20 protein-coding genes are annotated in these 20468 nt (G+C 72.8%); 9 read left to right on the forward strand and 11 right to left on the reverse strand.

Annotated elements, in window-relative coordinates; translation table 11 throughout:
* Both AB0L75_RS35960 and AB0L75_RS35965 read right to left on the reverse strand, forming a co-directional pair.
* The coding region (locus AB0L75_RS35960; RefSeq protein WP_365189841.1) for a nitronate monooxygenase at positions 1–937 on the reverse strand (937 nt) is incomplete at its 3' end.
* A 398-nt stretch (positions 938–1335) separates the two neighbouring features.
* Positions 1336–3267, reverse strand: coding sequence for an RICIN domain-containing protein (locus AB0L75_RS35965; protein WP_365189844.1), 1932 nt, complete (start codon positions 3265–3267; stop codon positions 1336–1338).
* A 305-nt stretch (positions 3268–3572) separates the two neighbouring features.
* On the opposite strand from AB0L75_RS35965, the gene galU reads away from it, so the two are divergent.
* A complete protein-coding gene (gene galU / locus AB0L75_RS35970; RefSeq protein WP_365189847.1) occupies positions 3573–4529 on the forward strand; it encodes a UTP--glucose-1-phosphate uridylyltransferase GalU in 957 nt (318 codons plus the stop codon).
* A 71-nt stretch (positions 4530–4600) separates the two neighbouring features.
* Here the strand turns inward: galU and AB0L75_RS35975 are convergent, their stop codons facing one another.
* Entirely contained in the window at positions 4601–5053 is a 453-nt protein-coding gene (locus AB0L75_RS35975) for a DUF4442 domain-containing protein (RefSeq protein ID WP_365189849.1), read from the reverse strand.
* 125 nt (positions 5054–5178) lie between these two features.
* Here AB0L75_RS35975 and AB0L75_RS35980 point away from each other — a divergent pair, with 125 nt between their 5' ends.
* Positions 5179–6213 (forward strand): hypothetical protein, encoded by a 1035-nt coding sequence (locus AB0L75_RS35980; protein WP_365189850.1) that lies wholly within the window; start codon positions 5179–5181, stop codon positions 6211–6213.
* 66 nt (positions 6214–6279) lie between these two features.
* Complete coding sequence (locus tag AB0L75_RS35985; protein ID WP_365189852.1) at positions 6280–7575, forward strand: MFS transporter; 1296 nt, start codon at positions 6280–6282, stop codon at positions 7573–7575.
* Here AB0L75_RS35985 and AB0L75_RS35990 read toward each other — a convergent pair.
* From AB0L75_RS35990 to AB0L75_RS36000, 3 genes are all read right to left on the reverse strand, one after another.
* Positions 7537–8382, reverse strand: coding sequence for a fused MFS/spermidine synthase (locus tag AB0L75_RS35990; RefSeq protein ID WP_365189855.1), 846 nt, complete (start codon positions 8380–8382; stop codon positions 7537–7539). The genes AB0L75_RS35985 and AB0L75_RS35990 overlap by 39 nt on opposite strands.
* A gap of 55 nt (positions 8383–8437) precedes the next feature.
* Complete coding sequence (tuf, locus tag AB0L75_RS35995) at positions 8438–9610, reverse strand: elongation factor Tu (protein ID WP_365189858.1); 1173 nt, start codon at positions 9608–9610, stop codon at positions 8438–8440.
* A gap of 271 nt (positions 9611–9881) precedes the next feature.
* Positions 9882–10604: a DNA alkylation repair protein gene (locus tag AB0L75_RS36000; protein WP_365190016.1), complete on the reverse strand. Its 723-nt coding sequence runs from the start codon at positions 10602–10604 to the stop codon at positions 9882–9884.
* Positions 10605–10839: 235 nt separating this feature from the next.
* Between AB0L75_RS36000 and AB0L75_RS36005 the strand changes: the two genes are divergently transcribed.
* Positions 10840–11991, forward strand: a complete 1152-nt coding sequence (locus AB0L75_RS36005) for a glutathione-independent formaldehyde dehydrogenase (RefSeq protein WP_365190019.1) — start codon at positions 10840–10842, stop codon at positions 11989–11991.
* A gap of 50 nt (positions 11992–12041) precedes the next feature.
* Positions 12042–12815 carry a VTT domain-containing protein gene (locus AB0L75_RS36010; protein WP_365189861.1) on the forward strand — a complete coding sequence of 258 codons (774 nt, stop codon included), beginning with the start codon at positions 12042–12044 and terminating at the stop codon, positions 12813–12815.
* A gap of 4 nt (positions 12816–12819) precedes the next feature.
* Here AB0L75_RS36010 and AB0L75_RS36015 read toward each other — a convergent pair whose 3' ends face one another.
* The gene (locus AB0L75_RS36015) at positions 12820–13989 is read right to left on the reverse strand and encodes a thiolase family protein (protein WP_365189863.1); all 1170 of its coding nucleotides are present in this window, start codon (positions 13987–13989) and stop codon (positions 12820–12822) included.
* Between the two features lie 125 nt (positions 13990–14114).
* Between AB0L75_RS36015 and AB0L75_RS36020 the strand changes: the two genes are divergently transcribed.
* Complete coding sequence (locus tag AB0L75_RS36020; RefSeq protein WP_365189865.1) at positions 14115–14585, forward strand: helix-turn-helix domain-containing protein; 471 nt, start codon at positions 14115–14117, stop codon at positions 14583–14585.
* Between the two features lie 7 nt (positions 14586–14592).
* Here the strand turns inward: AB0L75_RS36020 and AB0L75_RS36025 are convergent, their stop codons facing one another.
* From AB0L75_RS36025 to AB0L75_RS36035, 3 genes are read right to left on the reverse strand one after another with little or no spacing between them, the layout of a single operon-like run.
* Positions 14593–15336, reverse strand: a complete 744-nt coding sequence (locus AB0L75_RS36025; protein ID WP_365189868.1) for a cupin domain-containing protein — start codon at positions 15334–15336, stop codon at positions 14593–14595.
* A complete protein-coding gene (locus tag AB0L75_RS36030; protein WP_365189871.1) occupies positions 15330–16259 on the reverse strand; it encodes a PmoA family protein in 930 nt (309 codons plus the stop codon). Before AB0L75_RS36030 ends, AB0L75_RS36025 begins: the two co-directional genes overlap by 7 nt.
* Positions 16256–17437, reverse strand: coding sequence for a Gfo/Idh/MocA family oxidoreductase (locus AB0L75_RS36035; protein WP_365189874.1), 1182 nt, complete (start codon positions 17435–17437; stop codon positions 16256–16258). Before AB0L75_RS36035 ends, AB0L75_RS36030 begins: the two co-directional genes overlap by 4 nt.
* A 219-nt stretch (positions 17438–17656) precedes the next feature.
* Here AB0L75_RS36035 and AB0L75_RS36040 point away from each other — a divergent pair, with 219 nt between their 5' ends.
* Complete coding sequence (locus AB0L75_RS36040) at positions 17657–18532, forward strand: undecaprenyl-diphosphate phosphatase (protein ID WP_365189877.1); 876 nt, start codon at positions 17657–17659, stop codon at positions 18530–18532.
* A gap of 392 nt (positions 18533–18924) precedes the next feature.
* The gene (locus AB0L75_RS36045; RefSeq protein ID WP_365189879.1) at positions 18925–19104 is read left to right on the forward strand and encodes a hypothetical protein; all 180 of its coding nucleotides are present in this window, start codon (positions 18925–18927) and stop codon (positions 19102–19104) included.
* A gap of 42 nt (positions 19105–19146) precedes the next feature.
* Here AB0L75_RS36045 and AB0L75_RS36050 read toward each other — a convergent pair whose 3' ends face one another.
* Positions 19147–19803 (reverse strand): DUF4291 domain-containing protein, encoded by a 657-nt coding sequence (locus tag AB0L75_RS36050; protein WP_365189882.1) that lies wholly within the window; start codon positions 19801–19803, stop codon positions 19147–19149.
* A gap of 146 nt (positions 19804–19949) precedes the next feature.
* Here AB0L75_RS36050 and AB0L75_RS36055 point away from each other — a divergent pair, with 146 nt between their 5' ends.
* Positions 19950–20435, forward strand: coding sequence for a nuclear transport factor 2 family protein (locus tag AB0L75_RS36055; RefSeq protein WP_365189885.1), 486 nt, complete (start codon positions 19950–19952; stop codon positions 20433–20435).
* Positions 20436–20468 lie beyond the last annotated feature (33 nt).

Below are 20468 nucleotides of genomic sequence, written 5' to 3' on the forward strand. Positions count from 1 at the left end.
GCCGCCGCGAACGCTGGAATCTCCCTGCGGGAGCCGGGCCGACGCCGGAAGCGCCGGGCGGCGTCGCCGATGCCGGTCCGGCACCGGCCACCCCGCGGATCGCCGCCGACACCTCCCGTACCGCCCCCCGTACGTCCCCGTACCGTGCGGCGAACCGGGTGGCGAGGTAGGCGTCCTGGCCCACCGGGAGCAGTTGTCGGCGGGGATCGCGGGCGCCGAGCAGGGACGCGACCGCCTCGGGGTCGTCGGCGGGTGGTTGCGGGGTGTCGGGGCCCCGGCGGCGCAGCACCCGGTGGCCGCCCAGCACCACGGTCTCCGAGCCGTCCAGGGGCCGCAGCAGCGACCGGACCGTCTCCGGCAGCCCCGATTCGGCGAGCAGCGCGAGCTGGCTGTCGAGGACGACGCCGGTGGCACCGCCCGCCACGGCGGCCGCCGCCGTACGCGGCCCGATGCCACCGCACGCCCAGACCGGGATCGAGCCCGACTCCTCGTCGGACAGCAGCTGTTGGAGCAGGACGAAGGTGCTCAGCTCGCCGACCCCGCCGCCGCTCTCGGCGCCGCGGGCGATCAGCCCATGGGCACCGGCGCGGACAGCCGCACGGGCCTGCCCGATGTCCGTGACCTCCGCCAGCACCCGGCATGCCGAGGGGAGTTCGGCCGGGTTCCAGGTCGCGTCCGGGGTGTGGACCACGGTGTCGGGAGCGTCGCCGACATCGGCCGGGGTGAGCGCGCAGCGCCCGGTCACCCGTACCCCGAAGGGGCCCGGCGCGGCCCGTCTCAGCCGCGACAGCTCCTCTCGCGATCTCCGGTCACCGGTACCGAGGTCGAGGATGCCGAGCGCGCCGGCGGCACAGGCGGCGGCGGTGAGACCGGCGTCGGGTTCTCCGCAGGGGGTGAGGCACAGGACGAGGTCATGGGCGCGCACAGGCGAGGTCATGATGCTCCGGCACGATCGGCGAGACAGCACGGTGGGGGGTGTGCGGCGAGCGCTCTGGTGCGAGGGCACCGGAACCTATCCGTGACCTACTCACGGGTCAATAACGTCGCGCCCATTTCACGGCTGGTGACAGCGATTCGGCCACTGGGTCGAATTACCGTAAGAACCGGAAAACGATGTCATTTCCCTCACCGGCGCGGGCGCGGGACCCCGCGGGTCCACGCGCCACACCACCACAAGCCCGTCAAACCGGCCACCTGCTTCACCGTGCACTCACCCGGCCGCAACACCACGGGACATTCTCTCGAAGTCTGTAAATTCCCCATGACTTCGAGGTGGTGGCTCGAACGCGGTTCAGGCGTGCCCGAGCCGGCTCCCGGCGCGTCGGCCCAGCGGCGTCAGCCCAGAGACCTCCCCACGGCCGCCGGCACGGCGGCGACCCTGTCGGCGAGGGGCGACAGCATCCTGTGCGCCGCGCGCACCGCCGCGCCGGTCGGCACGGAACCGGTGCGCCGCCGGTGGTGTTCGGCACGGACCTGGGCGATCCGGGTCTCGTTCACCCCGCCCGCGGCGCCGCCGGTACGGTCCGGTCCGCCGCCCTCGACATCCGGCTCCCCGGGCGCGGTGCCGCCGTACGGCGCGCCGCCGTCGCCCTCTGCCTTCGGGTTCCCCGGCCCGTCCAGCCCACCTGGCCCGTCCAGCCCACCCGGCCCGCCAGGCACCCCGGCGTCGTCGCCCCGCGCACCCCGAGCACCGTCAGCGCCCGGCCCACGCGGCTCACCCTGTGTCACGCCGGGCCGCCGGAGCCCATCCGCGCCCGGCTCCAGCGCCCAGCGCTGTTCCGGCGAACCGTCGCGCGGTGCCAGCGCGATCCCTGAGGACGAGCCGTCGGCGGCGGGAGCGAGCGCGAGGGCCTTCTGCCCACGGAGCAGGATCTCGCCGCGCACGGTGATGTCGTACGTCACCTCGCCCGCGTGGACGACGCACCCGGCCAGCACGACGGTCTTCGCGCCGGGGTCGGCGGCCAGGCACAGGGACGGGTCGGCGGCGCTGCGCAGCAGTCCGTCGCGGTACGACCACTGCTGCGTGGCGGCGGACGAGCACGGCGCGAGCACGACGCCCGTGCCCGCCTCGGCGGTGTCGCCGCGCACGTCCAGGCAGCGGCCGGAGCCGAGTCCGCGCAGGCTGCCGTGGGCGACCTCGACGGGGTCGCCGACCGAGGCGGCGGAGGGGGAGACTGCGGATCGGCCGTCGGTGCCGCCCGGCCGGGTGGTGCGCCCCGCGGGGGCGCCCCAGGTCGCGCCGGGCGCGGGGACACCGTTGTCATCGGACCAGCTTCTGGCCACGAGGACCGTGGCGAGGAGCGCGAGCGCGGTGAGTCCGACGCCGACGGCCACGGCCGTACGGTGGCGGCCGTCGGCGGACGTGGTGCGGTGCCGGCCGCCGGGCGGCGCTGCCGCCGGGTCGGGGGCCGGCGCGGGCGGCACCTGTTGGGCGGCCCCGCGCCCGGGACGCGAGTCGAGATAGCGGCGGGCTCCCCAGCCGAGCACGGTCTCGGCGAGCAGGAGGCCCAGGCTGTCGTCGAACAGCCCGAAGGTCTCGGCGGCGTGCCGGCAGTACGCACAGACCGTCAGATGCTGCCGCACATCCGGCAGCAGGGCGCCGCCGCGGCGCAGGGGGACGTCGAGGAGGCGATTGTAGAAGCGGCATTCCCTGGAGGGCGCGAGTTCCCGGTGGGCGCGTACGCAACCCGCCCGGAATTGCTCTCGCGCCTGGTCCAGGGCGGCCGTCGCGGTGGCTGGATCGATGCCCAGCAGACCGGCGGGTATGTTTATGGGTTCGGCTTCGGCCTCGGTGTGCCACAGAAGGCATTGCGAGGCGCCGGGAAGGACCTGGAATGCGCGTTCGGCGAGTTGTCGCCTTTCCGGCGTTCCGGGCTTCGTCGCGCGCAGTCCGCGACCACCGGCGGGCCTGCGCAATTCCGGCAGAGCCGCACAGGCGGCATCGTCCGCCGCCCAGGCCCGGACGGTGTCGCGGACGGCGACCAGCAGGCGTGGGCGCAGGGCGCCGCCGATCGCTCCGTCGGCCATGCGGCCGAGGACGTCGTGGAAGGCGGCGGTGGCCACGAGGTGGGCGGTGGGGCCGGCGGAGGCCAGGCAGACGACGGCATGGTCGCGGGCGGCCCGCCAGTGGCGGGCCAGCAGCAGGGCGACGGCGTGATGGCGGACGTGGTGCGGGCCGCCGAGTCCGGCGACGAGGTCACGGTCGGACTCCCCGGGCGAACCGGGCAGCGGCGGGTACGGCGGGCGTGGGGGGTATGGGGACTGCACGGAACCGTTTCCTTTCCAGCCGCAGGACCGCACATGAAATGCCGTCCTGTGGGAAGGCAGTGCCGAATTGGTGCATACCTAGAGGTGGTGCATACCTAAAGGGCCGGCCCTGGCGCGCGACGCCTGCCTTTGCCCTCCTGCGGGGAGGCTCACCTTCGCACATGCGACTCACAGGAAACAAGAAGTTCGATTGACTCGACTTCAGAGTCGGCGAATTACCTGGCAGTTACCACCGGTATCGCTTCACAGCCGGTTCCCATGTTTCTCCGGGCATGCTCTCATCCGCGTCCCGCAGCATGGGCCGCATGATCGCCCCCCACTCCACAGCGACCCCCGCCGTCCGCCGCACGGTCCGCAAGGCGGTCGTACCCGCCGCGGGACTCGGCACCCGGTTCCTGCCCGCGACCAAGGCCACCCCGAAGGAGATGCTGCCGGTCGTCGACAAGCCGGCCATCCAGTACGTGGTCGAGGAGGCGGCCGCGGCCGGTCTCGACGACATCCTGATGGTCACCGGCCGGCACAAGCGCGCCATCGAGGACCACTTCGACAACGCCTTCGAGCTGGAGCAGGCGTTGGCCGCCAAGGGCGACACCGTGCGCCTGGACGCGGTGCGCGATCCGGCGCGGCTCGCCGACATCCACCACATCCGCCAGGGCGACCCGCTCGGCCTCGGCCACGCCGTGCTGTGCGCCCGCCGCCACGTCGGGAACCAGCCGTTCGCGGTACTCCTCGGGGACGATCTCATCGACGCGCGCGAGACCTTGCTGAGCCGCATGCTGGAGGTCCGCGAGGCCTGCGCGGGCAGCGTGGTGGCGCTGATGGAGGTCGACCCGGAGCAGATCCACCTCTACGGCTGCGCGGCGGTGGAGCCGACGGACGAGAAGGATGTCGTACGGGTGACCGGACTGGTGGAGAAGCCGGCGCCCGGGACCGCGCCGAGCCGGTACGCGGTCATCGGCCGCTATGTCCTCGACCCGGCCGTGTTCGACGTGCTGGAGCGCACCCCGCCGGGCCGCGGCGGCGAGATCCAGCTGACCGACGCCCTCCAGGACCTCGCGGCGGCCGGCACCGTGCACGGAGTCGTCTTCGACGGTCTGCGCTACGACACCGGGGACAAGGCCGACTATCTGCGCACGGTGGTGCGCCTGGCCTGCGCACGCCCGGACCTCGGGCCCGAATTCACCGGCTGGCTCAAGGAGTTCGTGGCGGGCCTGGAGGACGGTGGCACCACCGGCAGCCGGGACGGGCGCCGGGCCGCGTGAACCGACCCGTACGAGAAGAGGGGCCCTCGACCGGGCCCCTCTCCCTCACCCCTTGCCGGTCCTAGCCGTTCCTAGCCGTTGGGTCGCAGCGTCCAGACGACGGTCATCTCGCTGGTCACGGCGCCGTCCGCGCGGCGGATCTCGATCGCCACGGGGAACTCGGGGCGCTGGCCGGCGTCCAGTTCGGCGACGACCTCGGCGGCCGGCCGGCCCAGCGTGGCGGTCGCGGTGACGGCGCCCATCGCCAGCTTCTTGTAGGCGATCTCGGCGCGGACGGCGAGCGGCACCGCGCGCGAGAGCTGGTCCCCGAAGGCGGCCAGCACGATGGCCCCGCTGGCCGACTCCCCGAGCGTGAACATCGCACCGGCGTGCGGCCCGCCCACATGGTTGTGGTACGCGCCCTGGTCCGGCAGGGACACCACGGCCTGCTCCGGGGTGGTCTCCTGGAACTCCAGGTTCAGCGTCCGGGCCATGGGCACGGTGGCGGCGAGCATCTCGCCGATCGACATCTGGTCTGCGCTCATGGCGGCATGTTACTCACGAGTAGCTGAAACTGGCCAGCACCGGACGCCACTCGTTCCGCTTCGCTACCACCCTGACGAGGGCCGGTGACCGAATCGTGTCCCTGACAGCACTAGGGTTACTGGCCATGTGGCCAGATCAGCAGCCGCCAGGGGGCGCGCAAAACCCGCAGGGCAACTCGCAGCACAATCCGTATCAGCAGCCGGGTTACCAACAGCCGAACCCGTACCAGCAGCCCGGGTACCAGCAGTACCCGCAAGGCGGGCAGGCCGGTCAGTACGGTCAGCAGCAGCCGTGGGGGCAGCAGCAGCCCCCCACGGTGCCCGTCCCGCAGCACCCGCAGGGCGGCGGAGGCCGCACGAAGGTGATCGCGATCGTCGCGGCCGCCGCGGTGGTGGTCGCCGCCGGCGTGACCGGCTATCTCGTGATCGGCGGGAAGGGCGGCAAGGACGACAAGGCCGACAGCGGCAAGGGCGGGCAGAAGGTGAGCCAGTCGCCCACCTCCCAGCCCACGGCATCCCCGTCGGTGACCGACGACCCGCGCGGCACCGCGACGGACAAGCCGACCATCCCCGGCTGGAAGGTCGTCGTGAACACCAAGTGGGGCGTCGCCTACGACGTGCCCGCGGACTGGGAGGTCGAGACTCCCGGCCTCGCGGTCGGTTTCACGTTCCAGAAGAGCGACAAGGACACGGGCATCACGATGTCGGGCCTTGCCGAGAACAAGCCCTCGTGGTGCACGTCGGACGACGACAAGGACGGCCGGAGCGAGGACACTCCGCTGGGCGTCGTGGGCGCCAAGGGCGCGAGCGGCGCCAAGAACACGGACCAGATCGCGATCAACACGCCCGCCTGGTGGGTCTACGGCGGCTACACCATGCCGGACAAGAAGAGCATCTCCTGGGACAAGAAAGCCACCTCCTTCACGACCGCCTCGGGCATCAAGGGCAGCTACGCGTGGGCCCAGTCGACCAACACGCCCAGGAAGGGCAAGTGCGTCACCGACGGCAAGGCGCTCACCTTCGGCTTCCAGAACTCGGCCCACGACTATGTGTCGTTCGACTTCTACGGGGCCAAGGGCGTCAAGGGCGAGGTGCCCAAGGAGACCGTCCTGAAGGTCCTCAGCACGGTCCGCCTGCACGGAGACCCCCAGAATCAGTGAGCCCAAGGGTGTTTGGGCCGGGGAAAACCGATTGCCTGTGCGGCGCGCGCGAGCGATAGTCGCCCGGTGAACCCGGCGTACGTCCCGCACGGCCCGCGCAGACCCTCCTGGGCGGGCCGCAACTACTCCCTGCTGACCGCCGCGGCTGTGGTGACCGGGCTCGGCGCCAACGGCTCGCTCATCGCCGCCGCGTTCGCGGTGCTGGACGCGGGCGGCGACGGCGGCGACGTGGGACTCGTGGCCGCCGCGCGCACGCTGCCGCTGGTGGTGTTCCTGCTCATCGGCGGCGCGCTCGCGGACCGGCTGCCCCGGCACCGGGTGATGGTCGCCGCCAACGCCCTCAACTGCCTCTCCCAGGGCGCCTTCGCCGCTCTCGTGCTGGCCGGTGAACCCCGGCTGTGGCAGATGATGCTGCTCACCGCGCTCGGCGGCACCGGGCAGGCGTTCTTCGGCCCGGCGGCCGAGGGCATGCTGATGTCCTCCGTGGAGGGCGATCAGGCGGGCCGGGCGTTCGCCGTCTTCCGTATGGCCGTGCAGGGAGCGGCCCTCGGCGGCGCGGCGCTCGGCGGCGCCCTGGTCGCGGCCGTCGGCCCGGGCTGGGTCCTCTCCATCGACGCGGCCGCCTTCGCCCTCGCCGGCGCCCTGCGCTCCTTCCTCGACGTCGGCCACATCCCGCCACGCGCGCCGGGCGAGGGCATGCTGGCCGATCTCCGCGAGGGCTGGCGCGAGTTCATCGGCCGGCCCTGGCTGTGGGGCATCGTCGTACAGTTCTCGATCGCCAACGCGGTGGTCGGCGCGGCCGACGCGGTCTACGGCCCGCTCGTCGCCCGCGACAGCCTGGGCGGCGCGGGACCCTGGGGCCTCGCGCTCGCGGCATTCGGCGCGGGCACGGTGGTCGGCGCCCTGCTGATGACCCGCTGGAAACCCCGCCGCCCGCTGCTCGCCGGCACCCTCTGCGTCTTCCCGCTGGCCCTGCCCTCCGCCGCCCTGGCCGTACCGGTGCCGACGGCCGTGCTGTACGCGGTCATGTTCATCGCCGGTACGACCGTGGAGGTGTTCGGTGTCTCCTGGATGACCATGCTGCACCAGGAGATCCCCGAGGAGAAGCTCTCCCGGGTCTCGGCGTACGACTGGTTCGGCTCGGTCTCCCTGATGCCGCTCGCGACGGCGCTGGCCGGCCCCGCCGAGAGCGCCTTCGGGCGTGCGGCCGCCCTGTGGGGCTGCGCCGGACTGGTCGTCCTGGTCACCGCGCTGGTCCTGCTGGTGCCGGACGTGCGCACCCTGACCCGCCGCACCCAGCCGGTCGCCGCCTCCCCGGCCGCGTCAGCCGATGCCGAACGCCCCGTCGGGGGGCTCGGGTGACGGTACGGCCTCGGCGTCCTCGACCGGTCGCGCCGAACCGATGAACTCCCGTACCGCCGCGCCGTGTTCGACCCGCGCCGGAAACGCGTCCGACGCGGCACGACGGGCCAGGGCGGCGGTGTCGACAGGCCGGTGCGAGGCGACGAGCACCGCGTTCCCGAACCTGCGGCCGCGCAGCACCCCCGGCTCGGCGATCAGCACCAGCTCGGCGAAGTACTCGGCGAACGTGGCCAGTTGGGAGCGCAGGAAGCCGAACGGCGCCGCGTCGGCGAGGTTGGCCAGATAGACCCCGCCGGGCCGCAGCACCCGCTCGGCCTCGCGGGCGTAGGCGAGCGTGGTCAGGTGCGCCGGCACCCGGGACCCGCCGAACACATCGGCGATCAGCACATCGGCGTGATCGTCCGGAGCCGCCTCCAGCCAGGCCCGGGCATCGGCCGCGTGCAGCGCGACACCCGAGCCCGCCGGCAGCGGCAGATGCTCGACGACCAGCTCCAGCAGTCCGGCGTCGGCCTCGACGACGTCCTGCCGCGAGCCGGGCCGGGTGGCCGCCACATAGCGCGGCAGCGTCAGCGCCCCTCCCCCGAGATGCACCACATCGAGCGCCTGCCCGGCCTCGGCCACGCCGTCCAGCACATACCCGAGCCGCCGCGCGTACTCGAACTCGAGATGCTCGGGCGCATCGAGATCGACGTACGACTGCGGGGCCCCGTCGACGGTGAGCAGCCAGGCCCGCGCCCGGTCGACGTCGGGCATGAGCTTGGCGGTGCCGTGGTCGGTGGTACGGCTGACGGGTATCGGTTCGTTCACCCGTCCATTGTGGGTGACCACGGCCTCCCAGGGCGCGGGGCTGTGTCGGTATGCCTCATTCCACCGTGGTCACGGTCCCGGCCCCGACGGTCCGCCCGCCCTCACGGATGGCAAACCCGAGCCCCGGCTCCAGCGGAACCTCACGCCCCAGCTCGACGGTCATCACCACCGTCTCACCCGGGCGCGCGGCACCCGCCTCTCCCAGGTCCACGACCCCCACCACATCCGCGGTACGGATGTAGAACTGCGGCCGGTACCCGGTCACGACCGGCGTCGTACGACCGCCCTCGCGCCCCGACAGCAGATACACCCGCGCCGAGAACCGCCGCGCGGGCACCACGCTGCCCGGCGCCGCCACGACATGCCCGCGCCGCACCGCGTCGCGTGGCACACCGCGCAGCAGCACCGCCACGTTGTCCCCGGCCTGCGCTTCCTCCATCGGCTTGCCGAAGGTCTCCAGCCCGGTGACCACGGACTCCAGGCCGGCGCCCAGCACGGCCACCCGGTCCCCCAGGCGGAGCGTCCCCCGCTCCACCGCACCGGTCACGACCGTGCCGCGCCCGGTGATGGTGAGCACGTTCTCCACCGGCAGCAGGAACGGCGCGTCCAGGTACCGCTCCGGCATCGGCACGTAGGTGTCCACCGCGTCGAGCAGCGCCTCGACGGACGCCGTCCAGCGCGGGTCGCCCGCCAGCGCCCGGAGGCCGGAGACCCGTACGACCGGTACGGAGTCGCCCGGGTAGCCCTGGGCGGTGAGCAGGTCGCGGACCTCCAGCTCGACGAGGTCGATCAGCTCCTCGTCGTCCGTGCCGTCGGCCTTGTTGAGCGCGACGACGATGTGGTCGACGCCCACCTGCCGGGCGAGCAGGACGTGTTCGGCGGTCTGCGGCATGATCCCGTCGAGCGCGGAGACGACGAGGATCGCCCCGTCGAGCTGGGCGGCGCCGGTGACCATGTTCTTGACGTAGTCGGCGTGGCCCGGCATGTCCACGTGGGCGTAGTGCCGGGTGTCGGTCTCGTACTCGACGTGCGCGATGTTGATGGTGATGCCGCGGGCAGCCTCCTCCGGGGCCCGGTCGATGCGGTCGAACGGCACGAAGGTGCCGGTGCCGCGCTCGGCGAGGACCTTGGTGATGGCGGCGGTCAGGGTGGTCTTGCCGTGGTCGACATGACCCATGGTGCCGATGTTCAGGTGCGGCTTGGTGCGCACGTAGGCCGTTTTGGACATGGCTGTACCTCGAAGCCTCTCAGCCGTGAGAAGAAGATGCGGGACCCCGAGGACTGGCCGACCCTCCCCCTGCGGGGTCCGCCGGTCGTTCCGGGGAGGGTCAGCTTCGGGCGCCGTCGACGGCGGCCAGGAGGTGCGGGACGGCAGCCTTCGGCGCATCCGCGACGGCGGATGCTGCGAGGAGGAAGGCGTACCGGAACATGGCGTCGATCATTGCCGAGCAGGTGTCCGGTGTCGAATGATTTTTCCCCGTAAGGGGGTTGGGACGGGTTCAGGCACCGATGTTCTTCAGCGCCTCCCGCACGGTCAGCGGGGCGAACCGCCCGCGCTCCCGCGCCAGGAAGGCCCGTACGGCCTCGGGATCGGTCTTGGCGTACTCGCGCAGGGCCCAGCCGATCGCCTTGCGGATGAAGAAGTCGGGATGTCCGGACTGGAGCAGGCAGTAGGCGAACAGTCGGTCGGGGTCGGTGCGTTCCTTGCGGGGCAGCTGGTGGAGCAGGGCCGTGCGGGCCACCCACAGGTCGCCGTCGGTGATCCAGGCGTCCATGTCCGCGGTGAGCGCGCGGTCCGCGGCGACCAGGCCTCCGACCACGTGCGCGGCGAGCAGATCGACGGTGTCCCACCAGGGGACGGCCGTGACCAGGTGCCGGGCCACCGGCAGGAAGCCGGAGGAGAGACGGCCCGCGTGCCGGCGCAGATAGTCCACCGCGAAGTAGTGGTACTCGCGCTCGGGGAGCGCCCAGCAGCGCAGCGCGATCGCGGTGCAGTCGGCCTCGTCGGGGCGGGACGTGCCCGCGAGGGCGGTGCGGGCCAGGGCGCGGCGGGCCGGGGTGGGGATCCCGAGGAAGGGCGCCACGTCCTTCATGTAGGCCCGCATCACGCCGGCCCGCTCGGGGTCGGCGGCGGGCGGGAACACGTCCGTCACCCGTGCCAGCACGGTGTCGGCGAGCGCGCTGCGCGGCACGCCCGGCGGGGTCGCACCGGTGGCGGTCATGACACGAGCCATAGGGTCGAATATACGTTCGCACACGAAGTGCCCGCCACGGCTCGGCGCCCCGCCGAGGGGGCTTGCGAGCCTTTCCGTACCGGCGTTCCCTGGAAGTACCGGCGGTGATGCGGGCGCACGGGGCCACGGCACAGTCCGAGGGCCCGCGCCTCACGTGTGCGTCCCCTCCGCAGCGGCCCCTCCGTGCCGCCGTCGTCCGACGCTCGACGCGGAGGTGACAGAGGTGAAAGCCGTCGTCTACGAATCGCCCTTCAGCGTGGCCGTGAAGGACGTCCAGGATCCCCGGATCCAGCACCCCAACGATGTGCTCGTACGCGTCACGTCGACCGCGATATGCGGCTCGGACCTGCACATGTACGAGGGCCGCACAGCGGCCGAGTCGGGCATCGTCTTCGGGCACGAGAACCTCGGCATCGTCGAGGAGGTCGGCAGCGGCGTGACGTCGCTGGCCAAGGGCGACCGTGTCGTGATGCCCTTCAACGTCGCCTGCGGGTTCTGCAAGAACTGTCTCGCCGGAAAGACCGGCTTCTGCCTGACGGTCAATCCCGGATTCGCCGGCGGGGCCTACGGCTATGTGGCGATGGGCCCGTACAAGGGCGGCCAGGCCGAGTTGCTGCGGGTGCCGTACGCGGACTTCAACTGCTTGAAGCTGCCCCCGGGCGAAGAGTTCGAGACCGATTTCGTGCTCCTCGCCGATATCTTCCCGACCGGCTACCACGGTTGCGAACTCGCCCAGGTGTCCCCCGGCGAGAGCGTGGCCGTCTTCGGCGCCGGACCGGTGGGGCTGATGGCCGCCTACTCCGCGCTGCTGCGCGGTGCGGCGAAGGTCTTCTCCGTCGACCGGGTGCCCGAGCGGCTCGCCAAGGCGAAGGAGATCGGTGCCATCCCCATCGACTTCACCAAGGGCGATCCGGCCGAACAGATCAAGGAACAGACCGCGGGTGAGGGCACCGACAAGGGTGTCGACGCCGTCGGCTACCAGGCCCAGGCGCACGACGCCAGCCACGAGGAACCCGCCATCGTCCTCAACGAGCTGGTCGAGACGGTACGGCCGACGGGCATGCTCGGCATACCGGGTCTGTACGTGCCCTCGGACCCGGGCGGCCCCGACGAGCACGCCAAGCACGGCCAACTGCTGCTCTCCATCGGCAGGATGTTCGAGAAGGGCCAGCAGATGGGCACCGGTCAGTGCAACGTCAAGCGGTACAACCGCCAGCTGCGCGACCTGATCATCGCCGGGCGGGCCAAGCCCGGCTTCGTGGTCTCCCACGAGCTGCCGCTGGACCAGGCGCCACTGGCGTACGAGAAGTTCGACAAGCGGATCGAGGGCTACACCAAGGTCGTCCTGCACCCCGGGCACGCTCTCGCGGCGTGACGGAACACCCTTGACGGCGATCACACGCGTGCGTCGGTTAGTGTCACCGGATGCTCGATGCCACCAACCGCTCTGGGGGCACCGCCACGACCGCTCCCCCGGTCGCCGCCAGGGAGTTCGCCGTACCCGCGTCCCCCCTGCCCGGCACGGGGGTCGCCGCCCGGTGCACGCGCGCGTTGCTGTCCCCCTACGCCAGGCTCTCCGCGCTGCTCGCTCTGCTCGCCGGTGGCGCGGCGTGCGTGCTGGCCTTCGAGCCGCAGCGGCTGCTGGCCCACGGCTGGCCGCCGCAGCTGGGCGGGGCCGCGGCGGCCGTGGTGTTCGCGGTGGCGTACGGCCTGTGCACGGTGGCGTTCGTGCCGCGGCCCCTGCTCAACCTGGCCGCGGGCGCGCTGTTCGGCTCGCAGCTGGGGCTCGCGACCGCCCTGGCGGGCACGGTGCTCGGGGCGGGTGTGGCGTTCGGGCTCGGCCGGGTGCTCGGGCAGGCCGCGCTGCGTCCACTGCTGCGGGGCCGCTGGCTGAAGGCGGCCGACGGGCAGCTGAGCCGGCACGGCTTCCGGTCCATGCTGGCCGCCCGGCTCTTCCCGGGCGTGCCGTTCTGGGCGGCGAACTACTGCGCGGCCGTCTCCCGTATGCGCTGGTGGCCGTTTCTGCTGGCCACGGCGGTCGGGTCGGTCCCGAACACCGCCGCCTACGCGGTCGCCGGCGCCCGTGCCTCCGCGCCGACGTCGCCCGCCTTCCTGATCGCGATGGCCTCCATCGCCGTACCGGCGCTGCTGGGCTCGGTTGTGGCTTGGCGGGGGCGCCACCATCTGCGCGGCCGGTGACCGGTCAGACGCCCTCCAGGATCATCGCGTTCGCCAGCCCACCCGCCTCGCACATGGTCTGCAGGCCGAAGCGAGCGCCGCGACTCCGCATCGCGTGGACCAGGGTGGTGGTCAGCCGGGTGCCGCTGGCGCCGAGCGGGTGGCCGAGGGCGATGGCGCCGCCGTGCACATTGACCTTGCCGAGGTCGGCGCCGGTCTCCTGCTGCCAGGCGAGGACCACGCTGGCGAAGGCCTCGTTGACCTCGAAGAGGTCGATGTCGGCCACCGACAGCCCCGCCCTGCGCAGCACCTTCTCGGTCGCCGGGACGACCCCGGTGAGCATCAGCAGCGGGTCGGAGCCGGTGACGGCGAAGCTGTGCAGCCGGGCGAGCGGGCGCAGGCCGAGCCGGGCCGCGGTCTCGCTGGAGGTGATCAGCACGGCGGAGGCGCCGTCGTTGACCGGGCTCGCGTTGCCCGCGGTGACGTTCCACTCGATCTGCGGGAAGCGCTCGGCGAAGCCGGGGTCGTGGTAGGCGGGCTTGAGGCCGGCGAGGATCTCGGGGGTGCTGCCGGGGCGGACGCTCTCGTCGCGGGCGACACCATCGAGCGGCGCCACCTCGGCGTCGAAGAGTCCGGCGCTCCAGGCCGCGGCGGCCTTGTGGTGCGAGGAGACGGCGAACTCGTCCATCCGGGCGCGGGTGAGGGACCACTTCGCGGCGATCAGCTCGGCGCTGATGCCCTGCGGGAGCAGACCCTCGGGGTAGCGCTCGGCGACCCCGGGGCCGAAGGGGTCCTGGCCGGCGGGCACGTTGGACCACATCGGCACGCGGCTCATCGACTCCACGCCGCAGGCGACCACGAGGTCGTAGGCGCCGGCGATGACGCCCTGCGCGGCGAAGTGCACGGCCTGCTGGGAGGAGCCGCACTGGCGGTCCACGGTGGTCGCCGGGACCGTCTCGGGCAGGCCTGCCGCGAGGACGGCGTACCGGGTGGTGTTCATGGCCTGCTCGCCGACCTGGTCGACGGTGCCGCCGATGACGTCGTCGATCAGCGCGGGGTCGACGCCGGAGCGTTCGACCAGGGTGCGCAGGGTGTGGGCGAGCAGCTGCACGGGGTGGACGTGGGCGAGGGAGCCGTTCGGCTTGCCCTTGCCGATGGGGGTGCGTACGGCTTCGACGATCACTGCGTCGCGCATGGCGCGGGCCTCCTTGGCCGCCTGGCTGTCCGCAGCGGGCTACGGCAGCTACCAGTGAGTAGGAAATCCGAACTCACCATAACTCGGCGAGTTGGAAAATCAAACCCTCCTCTAGACTGGCTTCCATGGCCGCCACGAAAGACCCGCGCCCCTGCTCGATCGCCGACGCCCTCGCGCTGGTCGGCGAGAAGTACTCGCTGCTCGTCCTGCGCGAGGTGTGCCTGGGCAACGGCCGCTTCGACCAGCTCGTACGCAACATCGGCGCCCCGCGCGACATCCTGGCCGCCCGGCTGCGCCGCCTCGTGGACGCCGGAATCCTGACCAAGCGCGTCTACAGCGAGCGCCCGCAGCGCTTCGAGTACCGGGCCACACAGGCGGGCCTGGAGCTGGAGCCGGTGCTGATGACGCTCAAGGAGTGGGGCGACCGGCATATCCGCAAGGGCGCCGGCCTGCCCATGGCCGTCGAGCACAGCTGCGGCCACGAACTCGTCCCGGTCGTCACCTGCCGGGCCTGCGGCGACGAGGTGCGCCACGAGGACCTCACGGCCCATCCGCAGGCCCCGGGCTGGACACTCAGGGGCCCGGCGGCGGTGTGACGCGCCCCTACCGCCCCGGTTCCCCATACACGTCATACACGTCATACACGTCGAGCCGCCCGCACATCCCGAACCGCCCCCGCTCGACGGGCTGCTCCGCCCGCACCACGGCCTCGGCGAGGTCGCTCGCGTCTCCCGCCGCCAGCCGGTCGAGGCGGCGGCCCGTGGTCTCGGCCGCCGCCAGCGCGCCGCGCGTCCAGCGCTCGCGCCACTCGGCGATCCGGGGCCGTACCAGCGCCGCGGCGGCCCGGTGGAAGGCGGCCAGCGCCTTTGGCCCGGAGGCCTCGCGCAGCGACCGGTAGCCCTCCAGGGCCAGGTCACGGCGGGCGCGGGCGATCCGCTCCCGCTCGGCCTCCGGGGCGTCGGCCGGGACGGTGGTCGCGCCGGCGTACACCTCGGGGTCGGCCAGGTACCGCGGCGGGAGCGTGAGCACCGCGTCCCCGGCCTCCGGCAGCCCGCTGTTCTGCATGAGGACGGTGATACGCAGATCGTCCTCGTTGACCAGCCGGTGGATCGTGCCCGGCGTGAACCAGGCGACCGTGCCGGGCGCGAGCGGGGTGACCCGATGGCCGGACCCGGTCAGCGTCTGCACCGCACCCCGGCCGCCGGTGACCACGTACGCCTCCGAGCAGGCCAGATGCACATGGGGAGTGCCACCGCGGACCCCGTCGGCGGCGGGCCAGTCGTACACGCACAGCCGCGACACGGCGACCCCGCCCGGCAGCCCGGTGAACTCCCCCGCGCTCACCACGGATGGACCTCCAGGTACTTCACCACGTCCCCGCGCCGCCAGGCACCATCTGCCACGACGACCCGGTAGCGGCGGCGGAGCGTGGCGCCGGGGGCGAGTTCCAGCTCCTCGAAGAAGGACCAGGAGGGGGCGACGGCGGCGAAGGGCTCGTCGCGGACGAACCAGTGGGCGGGGTGGGTGCCGCCCGCGCCGGAGTGGTCGTTCTCCGGGGCGTGTGCGAAGACGAGGGTGGCGTGGCCGTCGACGCCGTCGTGCTCGCCGGAGTACGCGAGCCAGGGCGCCCGGGTGCCCATCAGCTCCGGCCCCTCCCCCTGCGGCCCGAGGATCCGCCCCGCCCGGAAGGCCCGCGGGCCGCGCCAGAACAGGCCGGTGTAGCCCGCCAGTTCACGCCCGGCGGTGGTCGGGCTGCCGAACCGGAGCGGCTCGGCACGCCGGTTGGTGACGGCACTGGTCCAGGTCAGCGCCCAGGAGCCGGAGTCCGGGGCGACGTCATGGACCTCGATCCGCCGCTCCTCCTCGGCCCACAGCTCACCGTCGTACGGATGCCAGGTCAGCCGCTCGGCGATCACCACCCGGTCCCCGGCCGCCGTGACCTCGTCGAAGCCGGTGTGCCGCATCGAGCCGACCCGCTCGGGCAGTGCGAGATACCCCTGCCCGTGCACATAGGTGTTGCCGCCCCACAGGTTCGCTCCGGACAGGTGGGAGGCGGTCAGGGACAGGCCCTTGTGCCAGCGGTGGTCGTGGGGGCGGTAGTCGGTGACGACGGCACCGGAGAGGGTGCGGATGGGGTGGAGGTAGGGCCGGGGCGCCTCCCAGGCGGCTTCACGGCGGTAGACGTAGGCGAGCAGCTCGACCCCGGCGGCCGGTGCGCGGACGGTGATCCGGTCGCCGTGGGCGTGGACCAGCCGCAGGGCGCCGGTCATGCCGGGACCTCCTCGGCGGTCGCGGGTGCCCAGCCGGGGGCGCCGCCGTGCAGGGCGGTGTAGTAGGGGTCGCCGGGGCCGATCTCGCCGGCCCGGACGGTCGTGTCCGTGAAGGCCGACTTGTACAGCGCGGTGATCAGCTCCAGGCTCGTCCGCCCGTCCGCGCCGCTGCCGCGCGGCCGCCGCCCCGCCCGCATGCTCGCGACCAGCTCGCGCAGCTGGGCCAGGTGCGAGCTGGGCACGTCCGGACCGAAGTCCCGCCATCGCGCGGCCTGTTCGGCGGGCACGCCCGGAGCCGGGGTGATGCGCCAGTCGGCGTTGGCGTGCCCGTAGAGGTGGGTCAGCTCGACGGTGGCGCGCTCGCAGTCGATGCGGATGCGGCTGACCTCGTCGGGGCTCAGCACGCTGTTGACGACGGTCGCGAGGGCGCCGTTCGCGAAGCGGACGAGGGCGGTGGAGACGTCCTCGGTCTCGACGTCGTGCACCAGCCGCCCGGCCATCGCCCGTACCTCGCTCCACGGCCCGAGCAGATCGAGCAGCAGATCCATCTGGTGGATGCCGTGGCCCATGGCGGGGCCGCCGCCCTCGGTGTGCCAGCGGCCGCGCCAGGGCACGGCGTAGTAGGCGGTGTCCCGGTACCAGGTGGTCTGGCAGTGCGCCACCAGCGGCCGTCCGAGGGCCTGTGCGGCGAGCAGTCGGCGCACCTGGCGGGAGCCGGAGCCGAACCGGTGCTGGAAGACGATGGCCGCGTAGGGCCCACCCCCGTCGCCCTCCTCGGCCTCGATGGCGTCGAAGTCGGCGAGCGAGGGCACCGGCGGCTTCTCGCACCACACCCAGGCGCCGGCGCGCAGCGCGGCCACCGTCTGCGCCCGGTGCAGGGTCGGCGGGGTGCAGATGCTGACGAGATCGGGCCGCTGCTCGGCCAGCATGCGGTCGAGGTCGGTGTAGCCGTGCGGGATGCCGCTGTCGGCGCAGAACGCTTCCACGGCGTCCTTGTCGATGTCGACGGCGGCGACGACCTCCGTCTCACCCTCGCGTGCCAGCCGGGCCAGTGCGGGCAGATGGGAGCCGCGCCCGATGGCGCCGGTGCCGACGACGGCGGCCCTGATGCGCCGGCCGGTGAGCGGAGTCGTCGCGGGAGGCGAGCCGGGCTCGGGCGGGAGGGGAGAGGGCGGCATGGGCGGGTTCAGCACTCCTCCGGGACGGCGGGCGCGCGGGCCGACAGCTCAGCAAGCGCTTTCTCCTGTGCTGCAACGTAAGCGGGGGCGACCGGACCGTCAACACCGCCGACCGCCCCGGCCGATCAAGCTCCGTTTTCCCGCCGCCGCCCTCGCCCGCTACGCTGCCCTCGTCATTTGGTCATCTCTTTACCCGACAACTGGACGTGTCCTGCCTCCATGTCTTGGTTCGAATCCCTCGTCCTCGGACTCGTCCAGGGACTGACCGAGTTCCTGCCCGTCTCCTCCAGTGCGCATCTGCGGCTGACCGCGGCGTTCTCGGGCTGGAAGGACCCCGGAGCGGCCTTCACGGCGATCACCCAGATCGGCACGGAGACCGCGGTGCTGATCTACTTCCGCCGGGACATCGGCCGGATCCTCTCGGCCTGGTTCCGGTCGCTCCACGACAAGGCGATGCGGCAGGACCACGACGCCCGGACCGGCTGGCTGGTGATCGTCGGCTCGATCCCGATCGGGGTGCTGGGCCTGACGCTGAAGGACCAGATCGAGGGGCCGTTCCGCGATCTGCGCGTCACCGCCACCATGCTGGTCGTCGTCGGCCTGGTCATCGGCATCGCCGACCGCCTGACGGCCCGCGACGAGACCGGCGGCCGGCACCGCGCGCCCAAGCAGCGCAAGACGCTGGCGAGTCTGGGCATCCGGGACGGCCTCGTCTACGGCCTGTGCCAGGCCTGCGCGCTCGTCCCCGGCGTCTCCCGCTCCGGTGCAACGATCAGCGGCGGCCTGTTCATGGGCTACAAGCGGGAGGCCGCGGCCCGCTACTCCTTCCTGCTCGCCATCCCTGCGGTGCTCGCCTCGGGCGCGTTCGAGGTGAAGGACTCGGTGAGCGAGGGCCATGTGGCCTGGGGCCCGACCCTGTTCGCGACGGTGATCGCGTTCGCGTCGGGATACGCGGTCATCGCGTGGTTCATGAAGTGGATCTCCCACAAGAGCTTCATGCCGTTCGTCTGGTACCGCGTGGCCCTCGGCATCGTCATCATCGCCCTGGTGACGGCGGGCGTCCTGAGCCCGCACGCGGCGGAATCGGCGGGCTGAGCGCGGCACGGCCGGCCTGCAGCACGCCGGCGCGGCAAGGCCGGCCGACAGCACGCTTGCCGCGGCGCGGATGCCGATGCCGCCGCCGCTGTTTCGGACATCTCCCGCGCCCTGGACGGACCCGACGCGGGCGCCGCCCTCGCTCCGCTCCCCACGGCCCCGACGGCAGCCGTGCGGCCTGCGGATTCCCCGGCTTCGGCAGCGCCGAACGGGCCTGCCCGGCCGGGCACTTCACCGCCGCGCGCGCCGTCTTCCGCGGGGCGCCCGACACGGCGTGTGCAGGGTGGTCTGGATCGACTGGGGACGCGGCCGCCGATGACGGTGACCAACCCCATACCTTCCGCGTAGCCGCGCGGTAGCGCAGTGTCAGTGCTTGCCCCTAGGCTGTCCGCATGTCCCCCGATTCCCTGCCCCCTGGTTCCGTGCGGTCTGCTGCCGAGGTGAACGAGCAGATCCGGGCGCTGTGGCTGCGTGCGGGCGGCACCCTGTCGGCCCAAGAGCGCGAGGAGTACGAGCTGTTGGTGGTCGAATGGGCCGCGGCGATCCGCGGCGAGGTGATCGAGGCGGCCTGACACGGTCCGCGCCACGCGGTGACCGAAGGGCCGGTTCTGGGGCTACGCCCGCAGATGCGCGAGCGCCCCGTCCGCGAGCGGATAGGGCCGCTCCGCGGGCAACAGCCCGGTCGCCCGCTCCAGTTCACCGGCCCGCACCAGCGCATGGACCTCGGCGGCCAGCGGGGTCACGTCCTCGATGCCCACGATCCAGTCATCGGCATAGCGGGCCGCCGCCTCCCCGGCGAGGCCGAGCTGCAACGACCGGTGGGGCAGCGGCTGATGGTGCAGATCGCGCTCGGGGTCCCACTGGACGCGGGCCGGTGACTCCCTCAACTGCCGCTTCCAGGAAGCCTGGTCCTCGTGCAGGTCCGGGACGTAGTGCGACAGGCAGGCGTGGCCGAGGGCCCACTCGAAACCGGCGCGGTCGATCTCGACGGCGAGGACGGTCTCCTGACCCTCCTTGGTACCCCAGCCGCAGCGGTACATCATCCACAGGAAGGACGGCTTGATCCAGGTCATCCGGTCCCGCTTCCAGGCGGCCGGAAAGCGTCCGGCGCGGGCCGCCGGGCGGCCTATCCCGGGACGGTAGGCCTGGTAGACGGTGATCGTGGAGTCCGTGTACCGCGCCCGGATGCGGAACTTCGGTTCGGGCTCGGCGGGTCGGGGCTCGGCAGGTCGAGGCTCGGCGGGTCGGGGCTCGTGGAAATGATCGTTCATGGGGACAGCGTCGGATGCCGGCCGTGTCCCGCACCATCGAATATTCCGGCGCGCCCGGACATCCCGGCGCACCGGAACATCCCGACGCACCCGAATATCCCGGCGCGCCTCTTGGCTCCGCGCCCGCCATGCCCAACACTGTGCCGATGACGCAGCGTGCGGAGCTTGCGACCGTGCTGGACCGGCTGGCCGTGGACGAGCTGATCACCGCGTACGCGGTGGCGGTGGACGACGGCGACTGGACGGCGTACCAGAGGCTGTACACAACGGACGGACGGGCCGACTACCGTTCGGCCGGCGGTATCGAGGGCGACGCGGGGCAGGTCGCGGTATGGCTCGCCGAGAGCCTGGCGCTGTTCGCCATGCGCCAGCACCTGATCGTCAACCGCCGGGTGCACTTCGGCACCCTGGACCATGACACCGGCGACACCGCCGCGGTACGGGCCGACTACCTCAACCCCATGCGTTTCGCCGACACCGACGGCCCACCGGCCCCACCGGCCCCGGACCTGGTGTGCGGCGGCCGCTATGACTTCGCGCTGCTGAGGACGCCGGACGGCTGGCGCCTGCGCGAGGTGGTCGTACAGGAGAAATGGCGCCAACTGACGGCCAAGGCCGCACGGACTCCCTGACCCACCCGGCCCCAGGGCGCACAGGCGGCCCCC

It is taken from the genome of Streptomyces sp. NPDC052101, assembly GCF_040680235.1.
In the GTDB taxonomy this organism is placed as follows: Bacteria; Actinomycetota; Actinomycetes; order Streptomycetales; family Streptomycetaceae; genus Streptomyces.

Bases quoted from the DNA above. Each gene is read 5' to 3' on its own strand.
- galU (WP_365189847.1), top strand. From the start codon at position 3,573: ATGATCGCCCCCCACTCCACAGCGACCCCCGCCGTCCGCCGCACGGTC.
- AB0L75_RS35975 (WP_365189849.1), bottom strand. From the start codon at position 5,053: ATGAGCGCAGACCAGATGTCGATCGGCGAGATGCTCGCCGCCACCGTG.
- AB0L75_RS35980 (WP_365189850.1), top strand. From the start codon at position 5,179: ATGTGGCCAGATCAGCAGCCGCCAGGGGGCGCGCAAAACCCGCAGGGC.
- tuf (WP_365189858.1), bottom strand. From the start codon at position 9,610: ATGTCCAAAACGGCCTACGTGCGCACCAAGCCGCACCTGAACATCGGC.
- AB0L75_RS36000 (WP_365190016.1), bottom strand. From the start codon at position 10,604: ATGACCGCCACCGGTGCGACCCCGCCGGGCGTGCCGCGCAGCGCGCTC.
- AB0L75_RS36010 (WP_365189861.1), top strand. From the start codon at position 12,042: ATGCTCGATGCCACCAACCGCTCTGGGGGCACCGCCACGACCGCTCCC.
- AB0L75_RS36015 (WP_365189863.1), bottom strand. From the start codon at position 13,989: ATGCGCGACGCAGTGATCGTCGAAGCCGTACGCACCCCCATCGGCAAG.
- AB0L75_RS36020 (WP_365189865.1), top strand. From the start codon at position 14,115: ATGGCCGCCACGAAAGACCCGCGCCCCTGCTCGATCGCCGACGCCCTC.
- AB0L75_RS36030 (WP_365189871.1), bottom strand. From the start codon at position 16,259: ATGACCGGCGCCCTGCGGCTGGTCCACGCCCACGGCGACCGGATCACC.
- AB0L75_RS36035 (WP_365189874.1), bottom strand. From the start codon at position 17,437: ATGCCGCCCTCTCCCCTCCCGCCCGAGCCCGGCTCGCCTCCCGCGACG.
- AB0L75_RS36040 (WP_365189877.1), top strand. From the start codon at position 17,657: ATGTCTTGGTTCGAATCCCTCGTCCTCGGACTCGTCCAGGGACTGACC.
- AB0L75_RS36045 (WP_365189879.1), top strand. From the start codon at position 18,925: ATGTCCCCCGATTCCCTGCCCCCTGGTTCCGTGCGGTCTGCTGCCGAG.
- AB0L75_RS36050 (WP_365189882.1), bottom strand. From the start codon at position 19,803: ATGAACGATCATTTCCACGAGCCCCGACCCGCCGAGCCTCGACCTGCC.
- AB0L75_RS36055 (WP_365189885.1), top strand. From the start codon at position 19,950: ATGACGCAGCGTGCGGAGCTTGCGACCGTGCTGGACCGGCTGGCCGTG.